Origin of the sequence: Aestuariispira insulae, from assembly GCF_003385955.1 — a bacterium.
Classification (GTDB): domain Bacteria; phylum Pseudomonadota; class Alphaproteobacteria; order UBA8366; family Aestuariispiraceae; genus Aestuariispira; species Aestuariispira insulae.
Genome location: NZ_QRDW01000002.1, coordinates 451,078 through 474,134, shown reverse-complemented (window position 1 = coordinate 474,134; position 23,057 = coordinate 451,078). Strand labels below are relative to the sequence as shown.

Genomic DNA, 23,057 nt, shown 5'->3' with positions numbered 1-23,057 from the left:
CCGGGACATAATCAGGGTTGGAAGGCATGATGCGTTTCCAGGAACAGTTTGGCGGAAATGATTGAAAAGAGAAACTTGCTTTCACTGTTCAGCGCCACCTCAGAGGCGGCCAGGCCCGCCAGCTTGCCGCGATCAATCACATCAAATAGCGGGCTGTCCGCCAGCAGCAAATCCCGCGCTTCTGCCGTGTGAAAATCCAGGAAACTGGTCACCGGGGCATTGATCCCCTGTTTGCGCGGGTTTTCCAGGATATCCTCATCCACCATCCCGCGCCCGGTTTCCCGCAGCAGATATTTCGGCAGACTGTTCTGCACCAGATGCCGGCTTGGCACGCTAAAGAGAAATTCCACCAGGCCGCTGTCCAGATAGGTGGCGCGGTTTTCCACCGAATAGGCCATGGCGCTTAAATCATCTTCATGCAGCATCACCGGCACGGTCTCGCTCAACAACTCATTCATCATCCGGTTGCGCAATATCGCTTGATCCGTATAGACCGTCTCACGATGCGCTTCGGCAAAGGGTTCGGTCAGGAAGTCTGAGAAACGGTCGGTCTGCAAAAAAATATGATCCCGGTTCCCGGGTGCATCTATGAACGCCCTTGGATCTTGCAAAAACGGATTGCGCACGAACCGGCCATAGGTGTTGCGCCAGCCCTCCACCAACTGCTCAAAATCCTCGCGCTCGCGCATCTCCGCCAGCCAGAAAAGATAGTGGTCGTAATAGCCGGAGAAAATCTCATCGGCGCCCGTGCCGCCAAGCGAGACCTTGAATCCCTGTTTTTGCATCTCCTCACTGGCAAGCGCGTGCAGATAATAGGAGATGGTCATCATCGGCTGGCCGAAATAATCGATCAAACCGGTCAGCCGGTCCCAAAAGCCCTGCTTGGGAATATCGATCAGATGGTGGGGGCAGCCCTGACGCTTGATGCTGGCCAGGATAGCGGCTGTCTCATCATAGCGCTCATCCTCCTCAATCACGGAAAAGGTGGTGATATCCCGGTTGAACCGTTGGCGCGCAATGCCCAGCGCCACATTGGAATCAATACCGCCGCTCAGGCGCAGGGCAACCGGCACATCCGCGCGCAAGCGCAGCCCGACTGCCGCCTCGACCCGTTCCGCCGCCCCTTCCAGCGCTTCCGTGGCGGACATTTCAACCGGGGCGTAATCGAGCTGCCAATAGGCACGCGCTTTGGGCTTTTCCGGTATGGTGATCATGGCGGAGGCACCGGCGGGAAATTCCGATACGTCCCGGAAAAATGTCTGCCCGGCGGGATAAAGCGCCTTGTAACCGTTAACCAGATAGCGGCGCAGCTGCTCGTAATTCACATCAGGCTTGCGCCCCGCCATGCCTGCCAGAAACCGAACTTCCGATCCGAAATACAGTCTGCCGCCGTCAAACCAGGTATAAAGCGGTTTTTCGCCAAACCGGTCGCGACTCAGAAAAAGCAGGCCGCGCGCGCCGTCATAAAGCGCAAAGGCCCACATACCTTCAAACCGGTCTGTACAGTCCGCGCCCCATTGCTGATAAGCCGCCAGGATTACTTCCGTATCCCCGCTGGTGACGAACTGATGGCCAAGCCCTTCCAGTTCCTTCCGCAATTCCGGGAAATTATAAATCTCGCCATTAAAGACCAAAACCAGATCATCGCGGATGAAAGGCTGGTCAGAGCGGCTGTCCAGATCCTGGATCGACAGGCGGGTATGCAGCAGGTCCAGGTGGCTGTCCCCGATCCGGCCGCACCAGGTTCCCCGGCCATCCGGACCGCGCCGGGCCATCAGGGAAAGCGTGCGGGATATTCTTTCCGGGGAAAGGGCCTGTGGGCCAAATGCGCCTGCAATCCCGCACATGCCATCAACCCTTCCGGTCCAGATGGACCATGCTGCGTTTCAAGACGGCCCCCTCCCGGCAATCCTCCGCCAGGGTTGCGCCTATGACTTTGTCCGCCTCCAGCGAGGGGAATTCCGTCGCAGGCCTTGTATAACGTATATCATCAGCCCCGATCACGGTGCCGGCAACCAGGTCCCGGTTAGCACTGACTCCTTTGCGGATCGCCCAGACATTACCGCTTTCACAGGCCTGGACCTCTTTGCCATATTGTCCACGCGCCGCCGCGACCTGTGGCAGGACACGGGCCAGATAGGCCAGATCCTCCGGATCGGCCGACAGGGAATGATCATGGAAATCCCGACCTTCCTTCCGGTCGGTAAAGTGCATCTCAACCACACGCGCGCCCAGTGCCACCGCGGCAATGGCCGCTTCGCGTTCCTTCACATGGTTGGAATAGCCGATCGTGACCGGGTGATAGCGTTCCATCAGATAAGGAATGGACAGCAGATTGGCCTGTTCCATTGGTGTCGGATAAGCCGACACACAATGCAGCAGCACCAGACGATCCGCCAGTTTATCCTCACCAACCACGTCGCGGACCCAATGAACCGCCCGGTCGATCTCCGGCACTGTTGCCGTGCCTGTGGACAAAATCACCTTGCACCCGGTCCCTGCCGCCGCGCGGATCACCGGCTCAAACGTAATATCGCCGCTGGCAATCTTGATCGCCTCACCGAGTTCCGCCAGTTTCGGCACCCAATCCTCGCTGATGGCGGACGAAAAGAAAGGTACATCAAGCGCACGCGCCTCCGCGGCAAGCCGCTCATGGGCGGCCTGATCGAGACCAAAACGCCTGACTCTTTCAAGCCGTTCGGCATCGTCAGTGGAGATAAACCGTTCCGGTGTATAGGATTGGAATTTCACCGCATCGGCACCGGCTTTGGCCGCAAGCGCCAGAAGCCGAGAGGCCGCTTCCAGATCGCCTTCATGATTGACCCCGATCTCGGCGATCAACAGGATTTCCCGGTCCAGTTCTTTTCCGAATAACTTCATGATTTCACGCCACTTTCCTGGCTTCTTCGATAAGGTTTTCTGTAAAGGTCAGCGCCCGTTCAGCCATTTCCTCCACCAAGGCGCCATAGGCCCTGGCATAATGGGTCATGAAACTGTCCCGCGTTTCTTCCGGAACGCGCCGCAAGACGATATAGCCCACCTGGAACAGCTGCATTAAAGAACCCACATGGAATTGTTCCACCACCTGATCAACGGGGTCTTGCGATTTTGCATAGACCAGCGATTGAAGCTGGTCATAAAACCGATAAAGCCCGGCTTTGCCCTGTTCCAATTGCGGCAAGGCTTCGCGCAGCTTCGCATAAAAGGCATGGAGCCGGTAATGCAGGATTTCCAAGTCCTGGACCGAGACCGGCACATGACCTTTTTCCCGTTCATATTCTTCCAGGATCAACCGCATCTCCCGGTCACGATGGGAGACGCCTTCAACAATTTCGAGGCTTTCCGGCAATTGCGGTATGGTGCCGGGAATACGGATCCCGTCCGAGCAGTTGATCAGCCGCGCCTCCGGGAAAGAGGCCTGAAGGGTTGAGAAAAAGATCGATGCCGACAGGAAACTGCGGCTGGTATGAATCACACCGCCAAAATTGCCCCGCGCCTTAAGGTCATATTGCGAGGCCTTTTTATGGTCAGGATGGGTTTTCAGGAAATCCTCATCATAGACCGATTGTTCGGAATGATGCCGATCGGCGACTCTGGTCCCGAAATCGACCCCAAACAGATAAAGCGTGCGGAACCCCATGCCCAGTGTGATCCGCGACCCGACATTGGTCACGGTCGGCGCCGCATTGAACACTTCCGAATAGCCCTGCCCAAACATTTTGGTCGAGGTCACGGAATCCCGGAAATAGAGAATGCGCCGGTCAAAGAAGGCCGGCACCTCCGGATGGACGGTGTTGGAGGCAATCAATGTGATGCCGCCTAGGTCATATTTCTTCGACAGGCCGGTGATAATCTCCAGCGGGCCAGGGGTGTTTTCCAGCTCCACGTGGAAATCCGGCTTGAACCCATAGTTTAGCATGGTGCCCAAACCAGTGCCGCAAGTCACCAGGATGACCTGGTCCCGCAGCGCCCGGATCTGGTCCACCGCATCATCCAGGGACGGTCCGGACCCAATGATAAAGACCGGTGTCTGCTTTAGAATGCGTCCTTTGTCGTTGAAGGTCTGGGCTTCATACCCGGTGATGTTACGGAAACAGTTTTCCATCATCACCAGCTCGTCTTCAAAGAAACCGGGACTTCCCGAAATGATCGGCACCCTGTCGATGAACTGGCGCTCCACTTCACGCATGACATAGGAATTATAATGGACGTAGAAATAGGATCCATCCGCCAGGCCGAAAGCCGAATTCTTGATATGCCCATAGATCAGGTTGGTGACATGGGTTGGATCATCCCCCAGGATAAAAACCAGATTGCCGCCCCGCCCTTCCAGGGTTTCATACCATTCGGACAGGTCATGCAGATGCATGGCGTGATAAAGAAACTCGTCAAACTGTTCCGAGATGACCAGCATCCGGACATCCAGTTCCTCTATCAACCGACCGACATGCAGCCCCAGGCCAATCCCCAGAACGACAACAAAACCACCATCCGGGTCAACCTGCCGCCCGCCTTTTTCAAGCCCCTGTTCCAGCAACCAGTCCCAGGCCGCCTCATACATTTTTTCTGCGACATAACGCGGTTTTTCGATCCGGTCGACCCAGCCGATGAAAACCCGGTCAGGCTTCGTCAGATATTTGGACATCTGACGGTCCAAATAGCGTTCCGCATCCTCTTCGTAAAAAAGCGAGTGTCCCAGATCCAGGTTGAGACCACCCGAGGGCATTTTGACGATCCTGGATCCGGGCGTGACAATTTTCCGCATGCGGGCCGCATAGGCAGGCTGGCGTTTCTCCAGCGCCGCCAGGTTCCGTTCAAACAAATCTTTGTCGCCGATGAAGGTTTCCGGTTGGCTCATCTGCTTAGCCCTCCCGTCCGGCAAGGGAATTCAGACCGGTTTCCAGCTGTTGCAATCGCGCCAGCACGCGCTCGGTTTTCCTCTCCGCCATGAGACAATCATAGGCTTTCTGCTTAAGCCCGCTCCGGACCGCCCTGTCCCGTAACAATTCTGCACAGGCTTTTGCAAATTCCTCCGCATCCTCATAACATGCTTCCGCCAGCCCCACTCCGGTCAGGAATTCGGTCACGGTCCGCTCCTGCGGGCGTGGACCGGCGAGAGAGATGACAGGCAGGGATGCACATAAGGCTTCAAATGCCCGGTCCATCCCGCAATCGCCTTCGATGTCAATCAGCAGGTCAACCCCTTGAAAAAACTGCGACAAGCCATCCTTCATCTTTTCACAAGGTTCGGCATAATCGATCCGCGGCAAAAGCCCCGATTTCTCAAGCAAAGGCTCCAGATAATCGAGCGCCGCAATGCCGCCGCATCCCTGCACAAACAAAGAGATCCGGATCGAAGGATCCTGATCCAAAATCCGTTCGATAATGGCAATGGAATGGCGCTGAATGCGGTTAAGATCTGGTTTCCAGCCCAATATACGCCGCCCGGGCCGTGCAGAGAGAGCAGGATCTTGTGGCAATTTATCGTCTGGCAGCGCGAAAAGGCCATCTTTTATCGCAAGACAATGGCGGTTCGCCTGGGAAAAACCGCCCTGCCCCGCCAGGGATGCTTGAAATCCGTGAACCGCCACGGTTTCCGGCATCGACCGGACGCGCAGCATGACTGGTGCCGGCTTGCTGGCAAAAATCATCGCTCGCCCGGTTTCAAGATAACCGTCCAGATCGATCAGAATATCTATCTCGTCATTGTGGATGATGGTTGCCGCCGTGGGATCATTCACGTCCCGCAGATCGATGAAATCTGCAACAGCCCCGGCGATGCGCCGTGTCATCGCATCATCATATTCGTTGTGGCTATAGCAAAAGAAATCCAATCCGCTGCGACGCCCCTGGATCAGCAACGGCCAGAAAAGGTCTAAGCCGGTACCGGCCCTGAAACGACCGGATACCAGGCCGACCTTCAGCTTGCCTTCGGCCGCCACCGGTCGCTCGGGCATGATTTTGACGCCACTGGACAACAACCCGGCTAACCGTTCTTCCAGGGTGACGATTTCTTTAACTGACGCCCCCTGTTTTGCCGCCAGGACCGAAAGCCTGCCTATCAAGCCTGTGACATGCCTGATTTCACCACCGGCCCCTTGCAGGTGGGAATCAATTGCCTTGTCAAATTTGCCGATGGCCTCATAGGCCCGACCCAACAGGAAATAGTCTTCTCTCGCGAAATCCTGGCAGGATCTCAATGCCTCCAGCAACAAAAGCGCTTCCACGGGCCGTCCCAGGCGCATCATCACACGCGATAACATCCGCCAGGCGCGCCCTTCTCCCGGATAAAGCTCCGCTTCTTTTTCAAAACAGTCGATGGCGGCATCCAACTGTCCCGCGTCATAGGCTTGCATGCCTTCCTGGAAATAGGTGCTGTCACGCATATTCGCGAATGTGTCTTCAAAATTCCCAAGCCATGCCGGCAGTAGGCCCGGCAAATCCGCATGGGGTTTGAGCGCTGTGGCCAGTTTCCCGTAATAGAGACTGTCATTCAACCGGCCGGCCCGTGCAAAAACGATCGCCAGCCCATCCACATAATCCCGGCAGGCCGGATCAAGCTCATGGGCCGCTTTCATCAACTCGATCGCTCTTGAGAGATCGCCGAGCTGGATCGCGACCAAGCCCAGCACATGCAGGCTCTCGGCACTTTCCCCGGACTTTGCGACCAGGGACTGCACGGTTTGGACGGCACCGGGCTGGTCGCCGCGAGCAAGGGCTTCCAGCGCTTCGGTCAGGGCTGTTGTCTTTTCTGTGGCGGTCACCGACAGCTTCTCCCGGCATCCGGCCACGAAACGGGCCGGCATTGGTAAACATCTCTTTATCTTAATAACTTAACGGAAATGACAGGGCTTGACCACGGCTTCTTACCACTTCCTGGAACCGGATTTGGGCACCAATAGCAAAACGGAGACCCAAATCAATGAGCCTCCGTCTATTTGCGCAAAATCATGACGTATCAGGAATTTACTGCAGGAGCTGCAGAATGGCCTGCTGCTGCTGACCGGAGATCGACAGGGACTGGATACCCAGCTGCTGACGGGTCTGCAGGGCAACAAGGTTCGCGCCTTCTTCATTGAGGTCGGCAAGGGTCAGCTTGTCCGCACCCAGGCCAAGCTCGTTTACATAGAGCTCGGTGAAATCAAGGCGGGTTTGCAGGATTGCAACGTTGGAACCGAAATTGGCCGCATTCGCACGCATCCTGGAGATACTTAGATCCAGGATCTGGATCATCGAGGTCGCCTGGGAGATATGCGTGTTGTTGAGACCGAAGGAGGTGAAACTGCCGGCAGAAAGGCCGAATGCAGAGATCGCGATGTTGGAACCGCCGGTGGAGAAAGTCGCAACGGAGAAAATGCCGTTATCCGTATCACCGACAGAATCGTTCAAATCAAGACCGACAATCTGCAGACGGGAGTTCGTCCGGATACCAAACGCCACATCCAGGGTGGTCGTGGTGGTCGCAAGCAGGTTCAAACCCTGGTAGGACGCGTCCTCAACCAGCTGGAAAATCTGCTGGCCAAGTTCGTTAAACTGTTCTGTTGATGCCTGACGCTCTGTGGTGGTCGAGGATTTAGCCGCCTCAACGATACCTTTCATCTGCTTCAGGAAATTATCAATGGACTCGATTGCGTTCAGCGCCGAGTTCACCGCACTGATGCCCTGGTCGATATTATCTTTGCGGAGGTTGAAGTCTTCCGCACGGTCGGTCAGGGCTTTCGCCTTGAAGAAGTTTACAGCATCATCAACAACGCTGTTCACCTTGCGGCCCGTGGACAAACGGGTCTGGGTCCGGTCACTCAATTTCTGCGTGGCCTTCAAGGACAACAGTGAGTTGCGTTGTGCAGCTGTGAGAGCAATATCACTAGTCATAGGATCTTCCTTTCTGGACTTTTTTCCACACTTTGTGCGTCAGTCGGTCCGGAAAGCTGCAAGTGGTGTGCCAGACTAGTTTTTTGCGATAAGAATCAATGCGCTGACTTTATACGAATGAAAATTGTAATACTGGCGCAAAAAGAAAAAGGCCCCCGAAAGGAGGCCTTTTCCCAATCTTTTGGAAAGATTTTCCTATTACTGGATGAGCGCCAGGATAGCCTGCTGCTGCTGACCAGAGATAGACAGGGACTGAATACCCAACTGCTGACGAGTCTGCAGGGCCACAAGGTTGGCACCTTCCTCGTTGAGGTCGGCCAGGGTCAGTTTATCGGAACCGACCGTCAGGGTGTTGGAGTAGTTTTCAGTAAAGTCCAAACGAGTCTGCAGGATAGCAACGTTGGAACCCAGTTTGGACGAATGCGCACGAATACGCGTAATGGAGTCATCCAGGATCTGGATCATCGCGGTTGCCTGGCTCACTGCGGAGTTGTTGGCACCAAACGAGGTGAAGCTACCAGCAGACAGACCAAATGCGGAAACCGCAATGTTGGAACCACCGGTAGAGAAAGTCGCGATAGAGAAAATCCCGTTGGTGGTGTCTGCTGCAGAGTTGTTCAGGTCCAGCCCGGAAACCTTCAGTTTGGAAGCGGTACGAACACCGAAAGAAATGTCCAGGGTCGCCGTGGTGGCGCTCAGCAGGTTCAAGCCCTGATAAGACGCGTCCTCGACCAGCTGGAAGATCTGGCTGCCGATTTCGTTGAACTGGGTGGTAGAAGACTGACGTTCAGCCGTTGTCTGAGACCGGGCGGCCTCGGCGACACCTTTAAGCTGCTTCATCAGGCTGTCGATTGCGTCCAGTGCCTGCAGCGCCGAGTTCACGGAGCTGATGCCCTGGTCGATTTCACCTTTACGCAAGTCAAAGTCAGCCGCGCGGTCAGTCAAGCTTTTCGCTTTAAAGAAGTTAACCGCATCATCGACCACAGAGTTAACGGAACGGCCCGTGGAAAGACGGGTCTGAGTCCGGTCACTCAGGCTCTGGGTAGTACGCAAAGAGAGAAGGGAGCTGCGTTGGGCAGCAGTAAGAGCAATATCACTCATAATTCAATTCCTTTCTGGAACCAATATGCTATGCAATCGGGCATTCTGCCCTCGCGCCATTTGTGGCACGCCCTGAATTGATACCGGATCACCTTCAAAAACTCAACCCCTTTTGTAGTTAAGCGGAATCATTTTCCCATCAAACCGGAATCATTTGCCGCCCTTTTGGCGCCCCTGCCCACCTGATAAGTTTTTGCATCATTTAGGAATTGAAACAGCCTGGCATTAATCTTGCTTTTTATTTTTGGCGCTGAATTTTTTTTGGCGAAACTGTGTTTTTATGCGTTATCCGGCACCAAATTGTCCGGATTGGGAGCAGAATATGGCCATTTCAACAAGCACGATCGGCAGCCAGATCCTCAATCAGAATATCCTGAAAACCAATCAGGATTATTTCAACACGCTCCAATACCGCTTGGCGACGGGGACAAAATTCCTGGATCTGAAAAATTATGGTACAGATTCCGCCCGCATCGTTGATCTGCGCCAGGAAATCGAATCACGCGCCTCTTATTCGAGGGCAATCGATCTTGCCGACCTGATCACCAAATCCTACGACACCGCCATTGATGCGATGGGCAATACCATGCAGGAATTGATCAATGCGGCCGACCCTTTGTCCACGCAGGATACGAACTGGCCCAATGACAACGCTGTGATCGCCGACAATCTGTTGCTGGAACTTCAGACGAACCTGAATCTGGAAATTGGTGGTCGCTTTATTTTTGCGGCCTCGAATTACACTGCACAACCCGTGGTCGAGATGCGGAACCTGTCGGTCTACACCACCACCGATATCGGTGTTGCCAATACCATTGAAACCGCTAACACCGTGCCCCAGCATGTGGTGGATTCCGGTGGTGCGGCAACGACAGAATCCTATCACACCAGTTTTGCCGGCGCGAATACCATTGATGAAAATGCCTGGGAAACGCTGAACGTCACCATTGCTGACAATCAGACCATCGACTATGGCATCTCGGCAACCCATACCGCTTTCCAAAATGCAATCGAAGCCGTGTTGCGGTTCAAATCGGCAACCCAGACAGGTTTGACCGAGGCCCAGCGGCGCTCATTCCTGACCGAAGCCCGGGCTGCAGCCGATACCGCACGCACCCAGCTTCGCCAGCTGCAGTCGGAAAACGGTGTTGCCATGGATCAGTTCCAGAATGCAAAAGACCTGCATCAGGCCTTTAATAATGTCAGCCAGATTGCCCTGGATGACCTTACTGGTGCAGATACCGCGACAGCCGCAACCGAGATGTCCGCGTTGCAGGCTCAGATGCAGGCATCCTTTGCCACCATCTCCAGACAAGCGAGCCTCAGCCTGGTCAACTTCCTGTAACGGACGGAATGAATTGACCATTTGTCACCCGACCCGATATCGGGTCCGGATAATGCAGGACGAAAAGCAGGCAAATATTCTGAACATGAAATGGACAGTAAAAAATCTTGATAGAACCAAGTTTTGAAGCAAACATATGCTAATTACAGTTTGCTTAACTGTCGCTTTACGTTTTTAAACTAGCGTCTTATCATGAGATAAGTTATCTCACTGAGAGGATCGTACAGGGTAACTAAGGTTAGTGGAGACGTCGTGAATAATCCCTACGCCAAACAACAACAATCCGCCCTTCAGCATGCGACACCGCAAGCGGCAGAGGGCTGGGCCCTGATTGAAATGGCGCGCCGTCTGGATTCGGCCGTGCAAGAACCTGTCGATGAACAGAAGATACTCGAGATGACCCGGCTTAACTGGCGGATCTGGACGATCATCCAATCCGAACTGGTGGACCCGGAATGTCAGATACCCCGCGAAATTCGCGAAAATCTGATCAACCTTTCCAATTTCATCGACAAACGTTCTGCCGACATCATTGCCGCGCCTGCGCCGGAAAAACTTGCTGTCCTAATCAATATCAACCGCCAAATTGGCGCCGGATTGATGGAAACCCCTTCCGAGGATCAAAATGCCACAGCCGACCAGGGTGACCAGCCGGCCGAAGGCTCCCAAACGGCATCCCCCCCTGATGCAGAAGCATTGCGAAAAATCACGGATCAGGAAGCCTGATCCCAGGCAGCCAGCCACCTCCAAATTGGAATGCCTCCATGCGCGGCTATGATATCGTCTTGCTGTGCAATACGCCGGAAGGAGAATTCCTCAAGGACCAGATATTGGCCCATGCGCCCAAACTGCGTATTGGCCATGCGACGGATCTTCGCGGTTTAGAAAAACTGTCGGGCCAGCTGGCACCGCATTCAAGATTAATAGCCTTTTGTACCGCCGTGATCGTTCCAGACAGGATCATTCAATCCTTCGGGGGCAATTGTTATAACTTCCATCCCGCCCCTCCTGAATATCCTGGCTATCGACCTTCCGGCTTTGCGCTTTACCGCGGCGAACACAGTTATGGTGTCACCGCGCACCGCCTCATCCGGCAGGTGGATGCCGGCGAGATTGTTGCTGTCCAGCGGTTCGCAATTGAACCGGAATGGAATAATTATGAGCTGGCCGTTGCCGCCTACAGTGTCGTGATCGACCTGTTCCGTGCGCTAATCCCACAATTGGCAACCACGGACCGGCTGCTTCCGGCAACCGGGGACAGCTGGGGAGACCACACTTTCACACGCCAGGAATACCTGGCTATGAAAACCATAAGAACCCCCTTGCCCCAAACGGAATTGGAAGCGCGGTGCCGTTGTTTTGATGGTGTTTTTTGCCCGGTGCCATAATACCGGGCTGCCAATCATCCTGCTTCAGCCTCCGGAGCGGGAATGGCCCCAACCTCAATCAGACGCTCGGTTTCATGCTCCACCAGCTTCAAGGTTTTACGTAACGCCTCGTAATATCTTTCCTGATCCACAAGGTCGACGACTTTTCCTGCCATATCCGCCGAACTCGGCGCCGCCGCCACATAGTCATTCAGGAATTCCTGGAACGACACGAGATATTTCTTGCGCTCATTCTTGAAAAGATAAGCACATTGCAGCGCATAATAAACGCGCCGGGACGGGGTCACCGCATCTTCCTCAGACATCACCTCTTTGCGCCGGAGAATATCCACTTTGTTATGCAGGATGATGGTGGTGGCATCACCGGCATTTTCAATAACGGCGCCATTGATGATTACTTTTTCCTTTGCAGGAAGCTTGATCCTAAGAGGCATATACCCTGTCCCCTGAACGGTGAACTGAAGATGATTATCATGTTGGCCGTTTTCCGTGCCATTTCAAGACAACTTATCGCCGCAGGCGCATCCCTGACAAGGCCCGGCAGTTCAAGCATGTCTGAAAAACTTGAATATTTCGCAGTTTTCTGCCATATAGAAAGGTGCTGGGAGTTTATCCCGGTACCGTCCCGCCAAAGCCAGAAACGGCCAAAAGCGTGTCGGAACATTGCATATGGCTTATCTATCAAAGCCTTAACATCTAACGTGATGACAGCAGAAGCTGTCGGTCGAGGTGTATTATGGAAGTAAACTTACCGCCGCAAGTGACATTGCCGCAAAACGCGACGCAGAACCAGAACCATGGTTCGACCGCGGAAGCCGGTGCCACCCAGACCCTCCAGAAAACCCCGGACCATGTTGTCACCGCCACCACACAAGGTGCGGAAACCAACGTCCGGGATGAAGATGCCTTGCGCCGCGAAAGCCGCGCGGACCAGGACCTGGCACCACCGACCTTCGACAGTTTGAAGGTCAATGGCCTAAAAACCCGGGTTGGCTATGACAATGTTCAAGAAACGGTCTATCTGGAAATCCTGCAGCCCAATACGGATGAAGTGCTGAGCCGCATTCCGTCCGAAGAACTGCTGGAATATCTGGCTAATCAGGTTGAACAGGTAAGCGGCGACGAAAAAACCGCCCAGACCAACGCCTGATCTTGCTCCGCCGGAAAAGGCTGTACGCTATTGGCCTGCAATTTTTATTGCCGGAACGGGTAAACTTGGCCAACCGCCATTAAAACCCTGCAAGGCCCAACTCTGCGGGTGGCGAGCTGTCCGCAAAACAACCGTCAATCAAACATCCACCGGGCTTGCGAAGCGAATAACCGGTGACATGGAAAAAACTTCCCGCGGGGCAGAGAATTTTCTGCCCCCCACCCATTCGCCAGAACATCCAACCCTGGCAACACCAACAGCCACCCGGCCACAACCCTCTCTAAAACCTTAATTTCTGCCGATCGCCCAAAACTGGCCCGTTCTTTGCTGCTAAGGAAGCCGTCTAGCAAAGAGGAACGGACATGAGTGCACAAATCGAGTCTCTCGTGGACAGCTATGTCAACGCTGCCAACCAAAATAAGAATAAGAACGGCAACCCGTCCAAAAGTGACACAGCGTCGTCCTTCTCCAATCTATTGAAAGAACGCCTGTCCGGCACTGTCGCCTTCAGCCGCATCGAAAATCAGCTGGCGATGCCGACGGCCGCCGCCAATCCGGAAGATCAAGGCTATCGCGAACGCCCAACCGTTGAGCGTCCGAAATCGGATGAGGATCGCCGCGCTCCGGAAGCAGCCACAGCCACCGCTGGTTATGAAGAGCGCCCGGAACATGCGGTCACACCGCGTGAGCATGCGCCTAAAGCCAATACAGCAGCGGAGCGCCAGCCTCATGATCAGCCTGCTGACAAACAACCTGCCGCCAAGGCCGCAACACCGGATCAGCAGGCTGCTGCCGGAACCAATGCGAAAACGGCGAATGTTGCTGCTAAACCGGCCAATGCGGCAGCCCAACCCCAACAGGTTCTAGCTGGCAACGCCACCGGGGCCCCAGTGGCGGAAGCGGCTCGCAAGCCTGTTGAAACGGACATGACCTCACTCAACACGGATGCCAAGAAAACCACGGGCAATATCAAGGCCACCGTCACATCACAGGCCGCCCAGGTCACCTCCCAACCGACCAATAATCTGGCAGCCGGCTCCAACATGCGGGCAGAAATTGCCCAGCAGGCAAAAACCACGACCACCGGCGCCGGTGATATGACCGGAGACATGACAGGCGATATGGCCAAGGGCACCCCGTTTGAACAGGTCGACGGCAATAACGTGGCGGCAAAGGTCGCCAAAGCGAAGGCCGGTACCGCTGAAATCTCAGCGGCCAAGAAACCTGCCTTTGAAAGCAGCCCCCAGACTGGCCCGCAGCCCCCTGCGCTGAACTTCAATAATGCAGCTGCAGCCGCTGTCGCGCAGACCTCTGCCGGCGCCGCAGGCAGCACCGCGAATATGCCGGGCAACAGCGGTCAGGTTCTCACGGTGGATGCCGCTACCGGCGGCACATCCGTCATGGGCCAGAATGGCAGCGTCCAGCGCGGCACCCATGCCGCCAGCGCCCGGTCTCATGGCCCCAATGTGCCAGCCAAGGTCATTGCCGATCAGGTTGCCGTGAATATTCAGCGCGCCGCCGGGTCAGGCCAGGATCAGATCACCCTCCAGCTGCGTCCGTCCGAACTGGGCCGGGTCGAAGTAAAGATGGAAATGGGCCAGGACGGCCGTATGACCGCGATTATTACTGCAGACAAGCCAGAAACTCTGGACCTTTTGCGCAATGACGCCCGCACACTGGTGCAGTCACTCAATGATGCGGGCCTGCAGACCGATGCCAACAGCCTGAGTTTCAACCTGAAGAGTCAAAATGGCGATGCCCAGCAGGAAACCGCCAGCAAATCGAATGGCGGCAACCAGGGTGATAACGAATTCAGCTTGGACGGGGATATGCCCGCCCAGGAAGAGGAAAGCGTGCTGGCACTTGGAGAAGACGCGGTCGCCGATGAAAACGGCCGTATGAATATCCGGGTTTGAGCCGCGGATCGGGAGATAGATTATGACCATTGGATCCATAGCTAACGCAGCGTCGAGCAATAACTCGACAACAGCACTGAACAAACTCTCCAACGACCTGGATAGTTTTTTGCTGATTTTGACAACACAACTGCAGAACCAGGACCCGTTGTCACCGATGGATTCATCCGAATTCACCAATCAATTGGTGCAGTTCGCCAATGTGGAGCAGGCGATCCAGCAATCCGGCTATCTGGAAAATCTGGTGAATCTGCAAAAAAGTAACGAAGTTATCGGAGCCGTGTCTTATGTCGGCAAAACCGTGGAAGTCGATCATAACGAATTTCACAAAGAAGCCGACAGCGGTGCGACCCTGAAATACACCCTGCCAGAAGGCGCAAGATCGGCCACTCTGCTGGTGATGGACGACAAGAATGATGTCGTCTCCATTGTCCCGGTGGACGCCAAAACCGGAGAAGGCAGTTACGAATGGGATGGCAAAAACGCATCCGGTGACCATTTTCCTTCCGGGGCCTATTCCTTCCAGATCAATGCGGTCGACGACAATAACAATGCCATTGTCGAAGGTGTCACCTACGCATCGAGCGGGAAAGTGACCGGTGTTGAATATGGCGACGGTAAAACAATTCTGCAAATGGGTTCTGTTCAGGTTGACCTCAGCAAGGTCAAGGCGGTGACAGAGTCTTCGGCACAGGGCTCCTGACGGTTGTTCGTCGGCAGTCAGGAACAAGTATTTTAGACGGAGGACCAACAAATGAGTCTTTACGGCGCTCTCAGGTCAGGGGTTTCGGGATTGTTCGCACAGAGCCAATCCATGGCGATGATCTCTGACAATATCGCGAATGTGAACACCAACGGGTACAAGGTTTCCAAACCGCGCTTTACCACCCTGGTGACCACAGCCGCCTCCAATACCCAGTTCAGTTCAGGTGGGGTTCAGTCCGTTGTCGGCCGGGATTATGACCAGCAAGGGCTGTTGCAGGCCTCTTCCGTTTCAACGGATGTTGCCATCTCCGGTAACGGTTTTTTCACGGTGACTGACCAACTGACCTTTAACAGCTCGACCGGCAATTATGACATCTCCGGTGACGTCTTTTACACCCGCGCCGGTCAGTTCCGCCCCGATGAAGACGGCAACTTGGTGAATGCCGCTGGCTATTATCTCACCGGCTGGCCACGCAATGCGGCCAATACCGGTTATTCGACGACCAACGTGCAAAGCGCCTTTAACGGCATCAACGTTGCCGCCACCACGGCGGCCCCTGTTCCGACGCTGAATATCGATTTGAATGCCAACCTAAATTCCGGGGCGGCAACAAATGATACTTTCGATGTGCCGCTGCAGGTCTTCGACCGTTTGGGCACGTTGAAAACCTTGACCATCACCTTCACGAAAAACGCCACCGCCAATGTCTGGGACATCACCGCAGCCCTGGCCGGCGGCGGTCAGTTCATCGACCCTGATACAGACAATAACAGCGACGCTACGATGGATGAAGGCGCCGGCGCGGCCGCGGATGATTTGTTGATCGACACGACAGAGCTGTCAACGATCACAGGGACGGCCGGTACCTGGACCGGTACCTTTGGGGATGCCGCGTTGAACGGTACCACGTCAAACCTCGGCTCCATCACCTTCAATGCGGATGGCTCGCTCTCAAGCGTTGATTCCGATCTTGATGCCGGCGGTACCGATATCGGCTTTGACAATAGCGGCACCACCATGCAGATCCTGATCGATCATGACGCGTCCACAACCACAGCAGCGGACATCACCGCGATCAATATCAATATGGGCACAGCAAACCAGCGAGACGGCATTACCCAAAATGCCGGCACCAGCTCACTGAACAGCTTCACCCAGGATGGCCAGGCTTTTGGCACTTTGTCCGGTGTGACCATCAACGATAATGGCGAGGTTACGGCCCTGTTTGACAATGGCTCCACCCGCCAGCTTTACCAGGTGCCGATTACCACCTTCAATAATGCCAACGGGCTGACCCAGAAGACCGGGAACGTCTTTATCGAAACCGACGCTTCGGGCACGGCCATTGCGCATGTTGCCAATACGGGTGGCGCAGGGTTGATCTCACCGTCAAGCCTTGAGGCGTCCACCGTCGATCTGGCCGGTGAGTTCACTGACATGATCACCACCCAGCGGGCCTATTCAGCCAGCACAAAAATCATCTCTACCGCAGATGAGATGCTGGAAGAACTTATCAGAACCAAGCGGTAGGCGTGAGAGCATCACCGCAAACTGGCGCCCCGGTATTTCCGGGGCGCTTTTTTATGCGCCGAATGCAGCCTGCCAATCATTCGGGAACAGGTTGCCCAGAGTAACGATAGTATTCGAAATACTTTTTCATAAAATTTTATCTTCTTTACTCTTTCCTAACCATTCGCCCCTATTCTCAGAACCCTGGAAAGCTCCGGGCTGTTTCTGCGACACGCCGGTTTGAAGAGGGGAGAATGGGATAAACCACCAATTGACGGTGTGGCGATGACTTCAAACGGCCCTACACTGCCGAAGCGATACTTCGACCATCTGACAGCGCGGACAGATGCATTAAATGGTCCAGCCAAGGAAAGAAGCCCTCATTCCAACCATTTTGAAATAACGGCGACCCTTTTCATCCTCGTATTTTCAATGCCATACCGTTTTTTACATGATGCATTATTACGCTCGCCCTCCGTTTTTGTGCAAAAATCGGCAAAACAACAGGATTACCTGCAAAAACTAGGCAATAATTTCCTAGTTTTCACTTCATTCGACAGAACAAACCAGCTATACTTCAATTTGTTGAATCATATTGAAAACCGTGCAGTTTCAAGATGCCGGGGATTGAGTTTTTTGTCGAATCGGGTGCTATCCGAAAGCAAGACATACCTGTTTTGGAGACTGGCCATGATAATGCCGGGTTGTTTGGCCCCTAATTTGAAATGGCTCACCTTCAAGACATACAGTCACGTGAAAGGCAGTTAAATTGGACAGCATCAACCAAATCATTCGCAATCTGGGCTGGGCCAAGATCGGCACCATTGCAGCCATTGCCTTTGGCATGCTGGCTTTTCTGATCTTCATGGCGACCAACTTGAGTTCGCCGAATATGGAGACCCTGTTCACCAATCTGTCCCAACAGGATTCCACCCAGATCCAATCCAAACTGGCCCTGCGCGGCACCACATTCGAGACCCGGGATAACGGCCAGACCATTTTGGTCCCATCCGAACAGGTCGGCCCCATCCGCCTGCAACTGGCGGAAGAAGGTCTGGGCGGAGAACTTGGCGGCCCGGGCAATGAGCTTTTTGACCGGGAAGAACAGCTTGGCAGTTCCAGCTTTCTGCAGCAGGTCAATCGGACCCGCGCCATGGAAGGGGAACTGGCACGCACCATTTCCTCCATCTCAACGGTTCAGGCGGCCCGCGTGCATCTGGTTATGCCGCGCCGTGAATTATTCAGCCGCGAGGTACAAGAGCCAAGTGCGTCCATCGTCCTGAAAATGCGCGGCGCACAACGTCTTGACCGCCAACAGGTCCAGGCAATCCAGCATCTGATTGCAACCGCCGTTGCACGCCTGAAACCGTCCAATATCTCTATCGTCGACAATCACGGCACCCTTTTGCATCGTGGCGGTGATGAAGATGGCCAGGCCGGGGTTGATGCCATTGACATGCGCACCCAGTATGAAGCCCGCATGCGCCAGCGGGTCCAGGATCTGCTGGAACGCACTTTCGGCTTTGGCAAGGTCCGTGTCGAAGTCCAGGCCGAGATGGATTTCACCCAAACGGTGATCAATTCAGAAACCTATGATCCTGAAGGCCAGGTATTGAGGTCTTCCGAAACCATTGAGGAAGCCAGCAATCTTTCAGAAGCCGGCGATGATGCGGTGTCTGTGGGCAATAATCTGCCCAACGCACCGGGTGCGGAAAGCGCTGCCGGATCCAGCGAAAGCAGTTCCCGGACCGAGGAACGATCCAATTTTGAGATCTCCAAAACCCTGACCAATACGGTCGAAGCGCCCGGTAAAATCGATAAACTTACCGCGGCGATCCTGGTGGATGGCACCTATACCCGCGGTGAGCCGACCGATCAGTTTGAAGATGGCGAGCTGATTTATCAGCCGCGCACGCAGGAAGAGATGGAACAGGCGGAAAAGTTGGTCAAGACCGCCCTAGGCTTTGATTCCACCCGCGGTGACGTGGTGGAGATCGTCAATATGCGCTTTGCGGAATCGCCGCTGACCGCCGCTGACGAGATCCCGACCTTCCTGGGGCTGGATAAGGATGATGTGATCGAACTGGCCAGGCCTTTCGTCTTGCTGCTGGTGGTGATCCTGATGGTATGGATCGTGGTCCGTCCGGTCCTCACAAAACTGCTGGATTCCGGCCAGGATGTCATGGATTTGGCAACCGGCGGTGCCCATGGCACCCCGTTGCTGACCGATCAGTCCGAAGGGGCCATGGCCGCATTGGAGGGCGCTGGTGCCGGCGGCGGTGCGGGCTTGCCCATGGAAATGGAGGATGACGAGATGGAGGCGATGATCGATATCGCCCAGATTGAAGGCAAGGTGAAAGCCTCCACCATGAACAAGATCGGCGAAATCATCGACAAGCATCCGGAAGAAGCCGTATCGATCATCCGCAACTGGATGTATCAGGATTCCGCGTGACGCGATGCGGTCGATGTATAGATTGCCTTTTAGCTTTATGTCCTTGCACTTACACTTGAATCAAGGCCTATTGAAAGTTCGCCTCAACCCCAGTCACGTTTAGTCGGTAAACAGGATTATCCATGCGCGTTCGTGAGGATTTTCGAAGTCTAACAGGGCCTGAAAAGGCCGCCGTCATGGTGCTTTCCATGGGCGAAGAGAATGCCATTAAGCTTTTCGCCCTGATGGATGATGAGGAAATCCGTGAGATTTCCCAGACCATGGCCAATCTCGGCACCATCAGTTCCAATCTGGTGGAGCGTCTGTTTGTCGAATTCGCCGAACAGCTTTCTTCTACAGGTTCGCTGGTCGGTTCCTATGAAAGCACGGAACGCCTGCTCAACAAGGTTCTGGATCCTGACCGCGTCTCCACCATCATGGAGGAAATCCGCGGCCCCGCCGGTCGGACCATGTGGGACAAGCTGGCGAATGTAAACGAAGTTGTCTTGGCCAACTATCTCAAGAATGAATATCCCCAGACCGTCGCCGTGGTTTTGTCCAAGGTGAAGGGGGACCATGCCTCACGGGTTCTGGCCGCCCTGCCCGAGAGCTTTGCCATGGAAGTCGTGATGCGCATGCTGCGCATGGAAGCCGTCCAGAAAGAGGTTTTGGATGATGTGGAACGCACGCTTCGAAACGAGTTTATGACCAACCTGGCGCGCACCGCACGGCGCGACAGCCATGAAATGATGGCCGAGATCTTTAACAATCTGGACCGGAATACTGAGAACCGCTTCATGACCTTGCTGGAGGAGCGCAACCGCGACTCCGCAGAGCGGATCAAGGCACTGATGTTCACCTTCGAGGATCTGCAGAAACTGGATCCGGGCGGCGTTCAAACGTTGTTGCGAGCGGTCGACAAAGACAAGCTGGCCATCTCGCTCAAGGGTGCGTCTGAACAGATCAAGGAACTGTTTTTCGGCAATATGTCCGAACGTGCCGCCAAGATCCTCCGGGAGGATATGGCCGCCATGGGCCCTGTTCGTTTGAAGGATGTTGATGAAGCCCAGATGGAAATGGTCAACCTGGCAAAAGACCTGGCGGCCAAGGGCGAGATTGTTATTTCCGAAGGCGGCTCGGAAGACGAGTTGGTGTATTAACCCCCTGCCCTGCTGATTGGGGCTGGTTTGTTTTAATCTTAAGGACCGGAACGGAAAATGGCCGGAGGCGCTTTCAAATACCGACCCTTCACCTTCGATCGCTCTTTTGACGAGGCGGAGATCGAACGGGCGCGCCAGGCTGCCATCCGGGAACAGGAAGCCCGCGAAGAGGCCGAGCGCCAGGCGGAGTTGGAACGCAACCCGCCACCGCCGACATTTTCCGAGGAAGAATTGGAAGCTGCCAAGACAGCAGCCTTTCAGGAGGGATCAAGCCTAGGCAGCCAACAGGCCCTGGACGGGATCGAAGCCCAAACCCTGACCGCCTTGCAGACCATCACCGGCCAGTTGGCGGTTTTGCACGATCGGCAGGCGCTGGCCAATGAAAGCAGTTTTGCCCAGCTGGCGAAAATCACAGGCGATATTTTTGAACGCCTGCTGCCGCATTATGTGAAGCTGCACGGCTCGGACGAGATTATTGCACTGGTCAAGGAATGCCTGGAGCCGTTGGAAGACGGTGGCCGGGTCATCATCAAAGTCCCTGCCGATGCCCGCGACATGCTGGAAGAGCAGTTAAACCAGGCTGCGGTCGAATCCGGTTTTGAAGGCAAACTGGTGGTGAAGCCGGATCCCACGCTGGGGCCGTCCGACGTGAAAGTGGATTGGGGCCAGGGCGGGACCGAACGCAAGATGGAACAGACCTGGGGTGCCATCAAAGAGGCCATTGACCGCTGTGTCGCCCATGCATCCGGGGAATATTCCATACCGGAGGCAGAGGAAATTTCAGGGCCGGACACCGCCCAGGGCGAGACGACACATGACGCGGCACCCGCCCTTGAGCCGGGCCCGGCCACCAGCATGGAAATGCCGGTCGCAGAAGAGACAGCCCCAAGTGAGATGATCGATGAACCGGACGCAAGGCCGACACCAGAAACACTTGAAACACCAGACGATCCGTTGCCCCAGCAGGCACAGCCGCCCCAGGAAAAAATGGGCCCAGAAGAAATGGACGCGGAACAAATGAACCCGGAGATGCCGGAAGCCGATCTGGAAGAAGCAAACCGGCCGGACATGACCGATCCGGCAGCCAAAGTAGAAGAGTGAGGATTTCCTGATGATCCAGGATGATGAAGAAGGTACCCCCACCGAAGAACAGGATGCTCCCTCTGGTGCGGAGGATAATCTTGCGTTGGAAGAACTTGAGGCTGAAGACGAGGTTGGCGAAGCATTCGATCCAAGGGCGGCAGCCCTGGTCGTGCCAACCGGCGCACGCGACCTGGAAGCAGTCTATGAAATCCCGGTCCAGGTGGCAGCCGTTCTCGGCAAGTCGCATATGCAGGTCAGCCAACTTCTCAAACTGGGCCGTGGCGCCGTGGTCGAGCTTGACCGTAAAGTGGGAGAAGCCATTGATATTTATGTGAATAACCGGCTGGTTGCCCGTGGAGAAGTGGTTGTGGTGGATGATAAGCTGGGCGTGACGATGACCGAGATCATCAAATCTGAGAAATCATCCAACTGATCGAATTTTAAATCCTATCCCGCGCAGGGTTTTGTGACGGGGGCTCGCGGCAAGGCGATAAAACAGGGAACTGGAACGGAGCATTGGCCTGATGGCAACAGATGTAAATCAAAGGGGGGAACAGAAGCCGCTGACCCAGCCAAGCAGCCGGTATTCGGTGGATCTGGCCACTCTGATCGGCATCCTGGGCTCGGTGATGCTGATCATTTCCGCCATTTTCCTCGGCGGCACCCCTGGGGCTTTTGTCGATCTTCCCTCCGTTCTGATCGTTATTGGCGGCACTTTTGGCGTCACCACGGCCTGTTTCTCACTGCAGGATATGTGGGCCAGCATCAAAACCGCCGGACGCACTGTTTTCCGCGCCCAGAAAAACCCGAACCAGGCCGCGCAGCAATTACTGCAGCTGGCCCAGATCGCCCGGTTCAAAGGTGTATTGGCGCTGCAAAATTACATGCCCGCCATTTCCAGCCAGCCTATGCTGGAAAAAGGCATCAATATGGTCATTGACGGCGCAACCGGGGATGAGATTGAGCGGATCATGAGCCAGGAGGTCCAGGCCACCGCCCAACGCCACAGCCGGTCGGTTAAGGTCATGCGTAAGGCCGCGGACATCGCGCCTGCCATGGGGCTGATCGGGACGCTGGTCGGCCTGGTTCAGATGTTGGGCAATCTGGAAGACCCGTCCACCATCGGCCCCAGCATGGCAGTCGCTCTGCTGACCACGTTTTACGGTGCCATCCTGGCTAATATGATCTTCACGCCGCTGGCCTCCAAGATGGAACAGATGACCTCTGAGGACATGCTGCTCAACCACCTCTACCTGATGGCATCGGCCTCGCTTGGCCGGCAGGAAAACCCGCGCCGCCTGGAGATGCTTCTAAACACTGTTTTACCGCCCGCCTACCGGGTGGATTATTTTGGCTCTTGATGAAGATTCCGGACCACGGAACCGAGGATTGA

General features: G+C 55.0%; 19 protein-coding genes. 12 read left to right on the top strand and 7 right to left on the bottom strand.

Annotated elements, in window-relative coordinates:
* Window positions 1-11: 11 nt before the first annotated feature.
* The 6 genes from asnB to DFP90_RS08220 form a co-directional block, all read right to left on the bottom strand.
* Complete coding sequence (gene asnB, locus DFP90_RS08245) at window positions 12-1,847, bottom strand: asparagine synthase (glutamine-hydrolyzing) (protein WP_115935975.1); 1,836 nt, start codon at window positions 1,845-1,847, stop codon at window positions 12-14.
* A gap of 4 nt (window positions 1,848-1,851) precedes the next feature.
* Window positions 1,852-2,880 carry an N-acetylneuraminate synthase family protein gene (locus tag DFP90_RS08240; protein ID WP_115935974.1) on the bottom strand — a complete coding sequence of 343 codons (1,029 nt, stop codon included), beginning with the start codon at window positions 2,878-2,880 and terminating at the stop codon, window positions 1,852-1,854.
* A gap of 4 nt (window positions 2,881-2,884) precedes the next feature.
* Window positions 2,885-4,858, bottom strand: a complete 1,974-nt coding sequence (locus DFP90_RS08235) for a motility associated factor glycosyltransferase family protein (protein WP_115935973.1) — start codon at window positions 4,856-4,858, stop codon at window positions 2,885-2,887.
* A gap of 4 nt (window positions 4,859-4,862) precedes the next feature.
* Window positions 4,863-6,806: an O-linked N-acetylglucosamine transferase family protein gene (locus DFP90_RS08230; RefSeq protein WP_115935972.1), complete on the bottom strand. Its 1,944-nt coding sequence runs from the start codon at window positions 6,804-6,806 to the stop codon at window positions 4,863-4,865.
* 160 nt (window positions 6,807-6,966) lie between these two features.
* Window positions 6,967-7,872 (bottom strand): flagellin, encoded by a 906-nt coding sequence (locus tag DFP90_RS08225; protein ID WP_115935971.1) that lies wholly within the window; start codon window positions 7,870-7,872, stop codon window positions 6,967-6,969.
* 198 nt (window positions 7,873-8,070) lie between these two features.
* A complete protein-coding gene (locus DFP90_RS08220) occupies window positions 8,071-8,973 on the bottom strand; it encodes a flagellin (protein ID WP_115935970.1) in 903 nt (300 codons plus the stop codon).
* 322 nt (window positions 8,974-9,295) lie between these two features.
* Between DFP90_RS08220 and DFP90_RS08215 the strand changes: the two genes are divergently transcribed.
* The 3 genes from DFP90_RS08215 (at window position 9,296) to DFP90_RS08205 (ending at window position 11,706) form a co-directional block, all read left to right on the top strand.
* Window positions 9,296-10,318, top strand: a complete 1,023-nt coding sequence (locus DFP90_RS08215) for a flagellin (RefSeq protein WP_181905250.1) — start codon at window positions 9,296-9,298, stop codon at window positions 10,316-10,318.
* A 252-nt stretch (window positions 10,319-10,570) separates the two neighbouring features.
* A complete protein-coding gene (locus DFP90_RS08210; RefSeq protein WP_181905249.1) occupies window positions 10,571-11,044 on the top strand; it encodes a flagellar biosynthesis regulator FlaF in 474 nt (157 codons plus the stop codon).
* 38 nt (window positions 11,045-11,082) lie between these two features.
* Window positions 11,083-11,706, top strand: a complete 624-nt coding sequence (locus DFP90_RS08205; RefSeq protein WP_115935967.1) for a formyltransferase family protein — start codon at window positions 11,083-11,085, stop codon at window positions 11,704-11,706.
* Window positions 11,707-11,720: 14 nt separating this feature from the next.
* Here DFP90_RS08205 and DFP90_RS08200 read toward each other — a convergent pair whose 3' ends face one another.
* Window positions 11,721-12,140: a flagellar biosynthesis repressor FlbT gene (locus tag DFP90_RS08200; RefSeq protein WP_115935966.1), complete on the bottom strand. Its 420-nt coding sequence runs from the start codon at window positions 12,138-12,140 to the stop codon at window positions 11,721-11,723.
* A 302-nt stretch (window positions 12,141-12,442) separates the two neighbouring features.
* On the opposite strand from DFP90_RS08200, the gene DFP90_RS08195 reads away from it, so the two are divergent.
* From DFP90_RS08195 to DFP90_RS08155, 9 genes are all read left to right on the top strand, one after another.
* Entirely contained in the window at window positions 12,443-12,856 is a 414-nt protein-coding gene (locus DFP90_RS08195) for a FlaG family protein (RefSeq protein ID WP_147300975.1), read from the top strand.
* Between the two features lie 362 nt (window positions 12,857-13,218).
* Entirely contained in the window at window positions 13,219-14,772 is a 1,554-nt protein-coding gene (locus DFP90_RS08190; RefSeq protein WP_115935964.1) for a flagellar hook-length control protein FliK, read from the top strand.
* 22 nt (window positions 14,773-14,794) lie between these two features.
* Window positions 14,795-15,475 carry a flagellar hook assembly protein FlgD gene (locus DFP90_RS08185; protein WP_115935963.1) on the top strand — a complete coding sequence of 227 codons (681 nt, stop codon included), beginning with the start codon at window positions 14,795-14,797 and terminating at the stop codon, window positions 15,473-15,475.
* A 51-nt stretch (window positions 15,476-15,526) separates the two neighbouring features.
* The gene (locus DFP90_RS08180) at window positions 15,527-17,008 is read left to right on the top strand and encodes a flagellar hook protein FlgE (protein ID WP_115935962.1); all 1,482 of its coding nucleotides are present in this window, start codon (window positions 15,527-15,529) and stop codon (window positions 17,006-17,008) included.
* Window positions 17,009-17,756: 748 nt separating this feature from the next.
* Window positions 17,757-19,442, top strand: coding sequence for a flagellar basal-body MS-ring/collar protein FliF (gene fliF / locus DFP90_RS08175; protein WP_115935961.1), 1,686 nt, complete (start codon window positions 17,757-17,759; stop codon window positions 19,440-19,442).
* Between the two features lie 122 nt (window positions 19,443-19,564).
* Window positions 19,565-20,581, top strand: coding sequence for a flagellar motor switch protein FliG (gene fliG / locus DFP90_RS08170; protein WP_115935960.1), 1,017 nt, complete (start codon window positions 19,565-19,567; stop codon window positions 20,579-20,581).
* 57 nt (window positions 20,582-20,638) lie between these two features.
* A complete protein-coding gene (locus DFP90_RS08165; protein WP_115935959.1) occupies window positions 20,639-21,682 on the top strand; it encodes a FliH/SctL family protein in 1,044 nt (347 codons plus the stop codon).
* Between the two features lie 10 nt (window positions 21,683-21,692).
* On the top strand, window positions 21,693-22,097 hold the full coding sequence (gene fliN, locus DFP90_RS08160; RefSeq protein ID WP_115935958.1) for a flagellar motor switch protein FliN: 405 nt from the start codon (window positions 21,693-21,695) through the stop codon (window positions 22,095-22,097).
* A 91-nt stretch (window positions 22,098-22,188) separates the two neighbouring features.
* Complete coding sequence (locus tag DFP90_RS08155; RefSeq protein ID WP_115935957.1) at window positions 22,189-23,025, top strand: motility protein A; 837 nt, start codon at window positions 22,189-22,191, stop codon at window positions 23,023-23,025.
* Window positions 23,026-23,057: the final 32 nt, after the last annotated feature.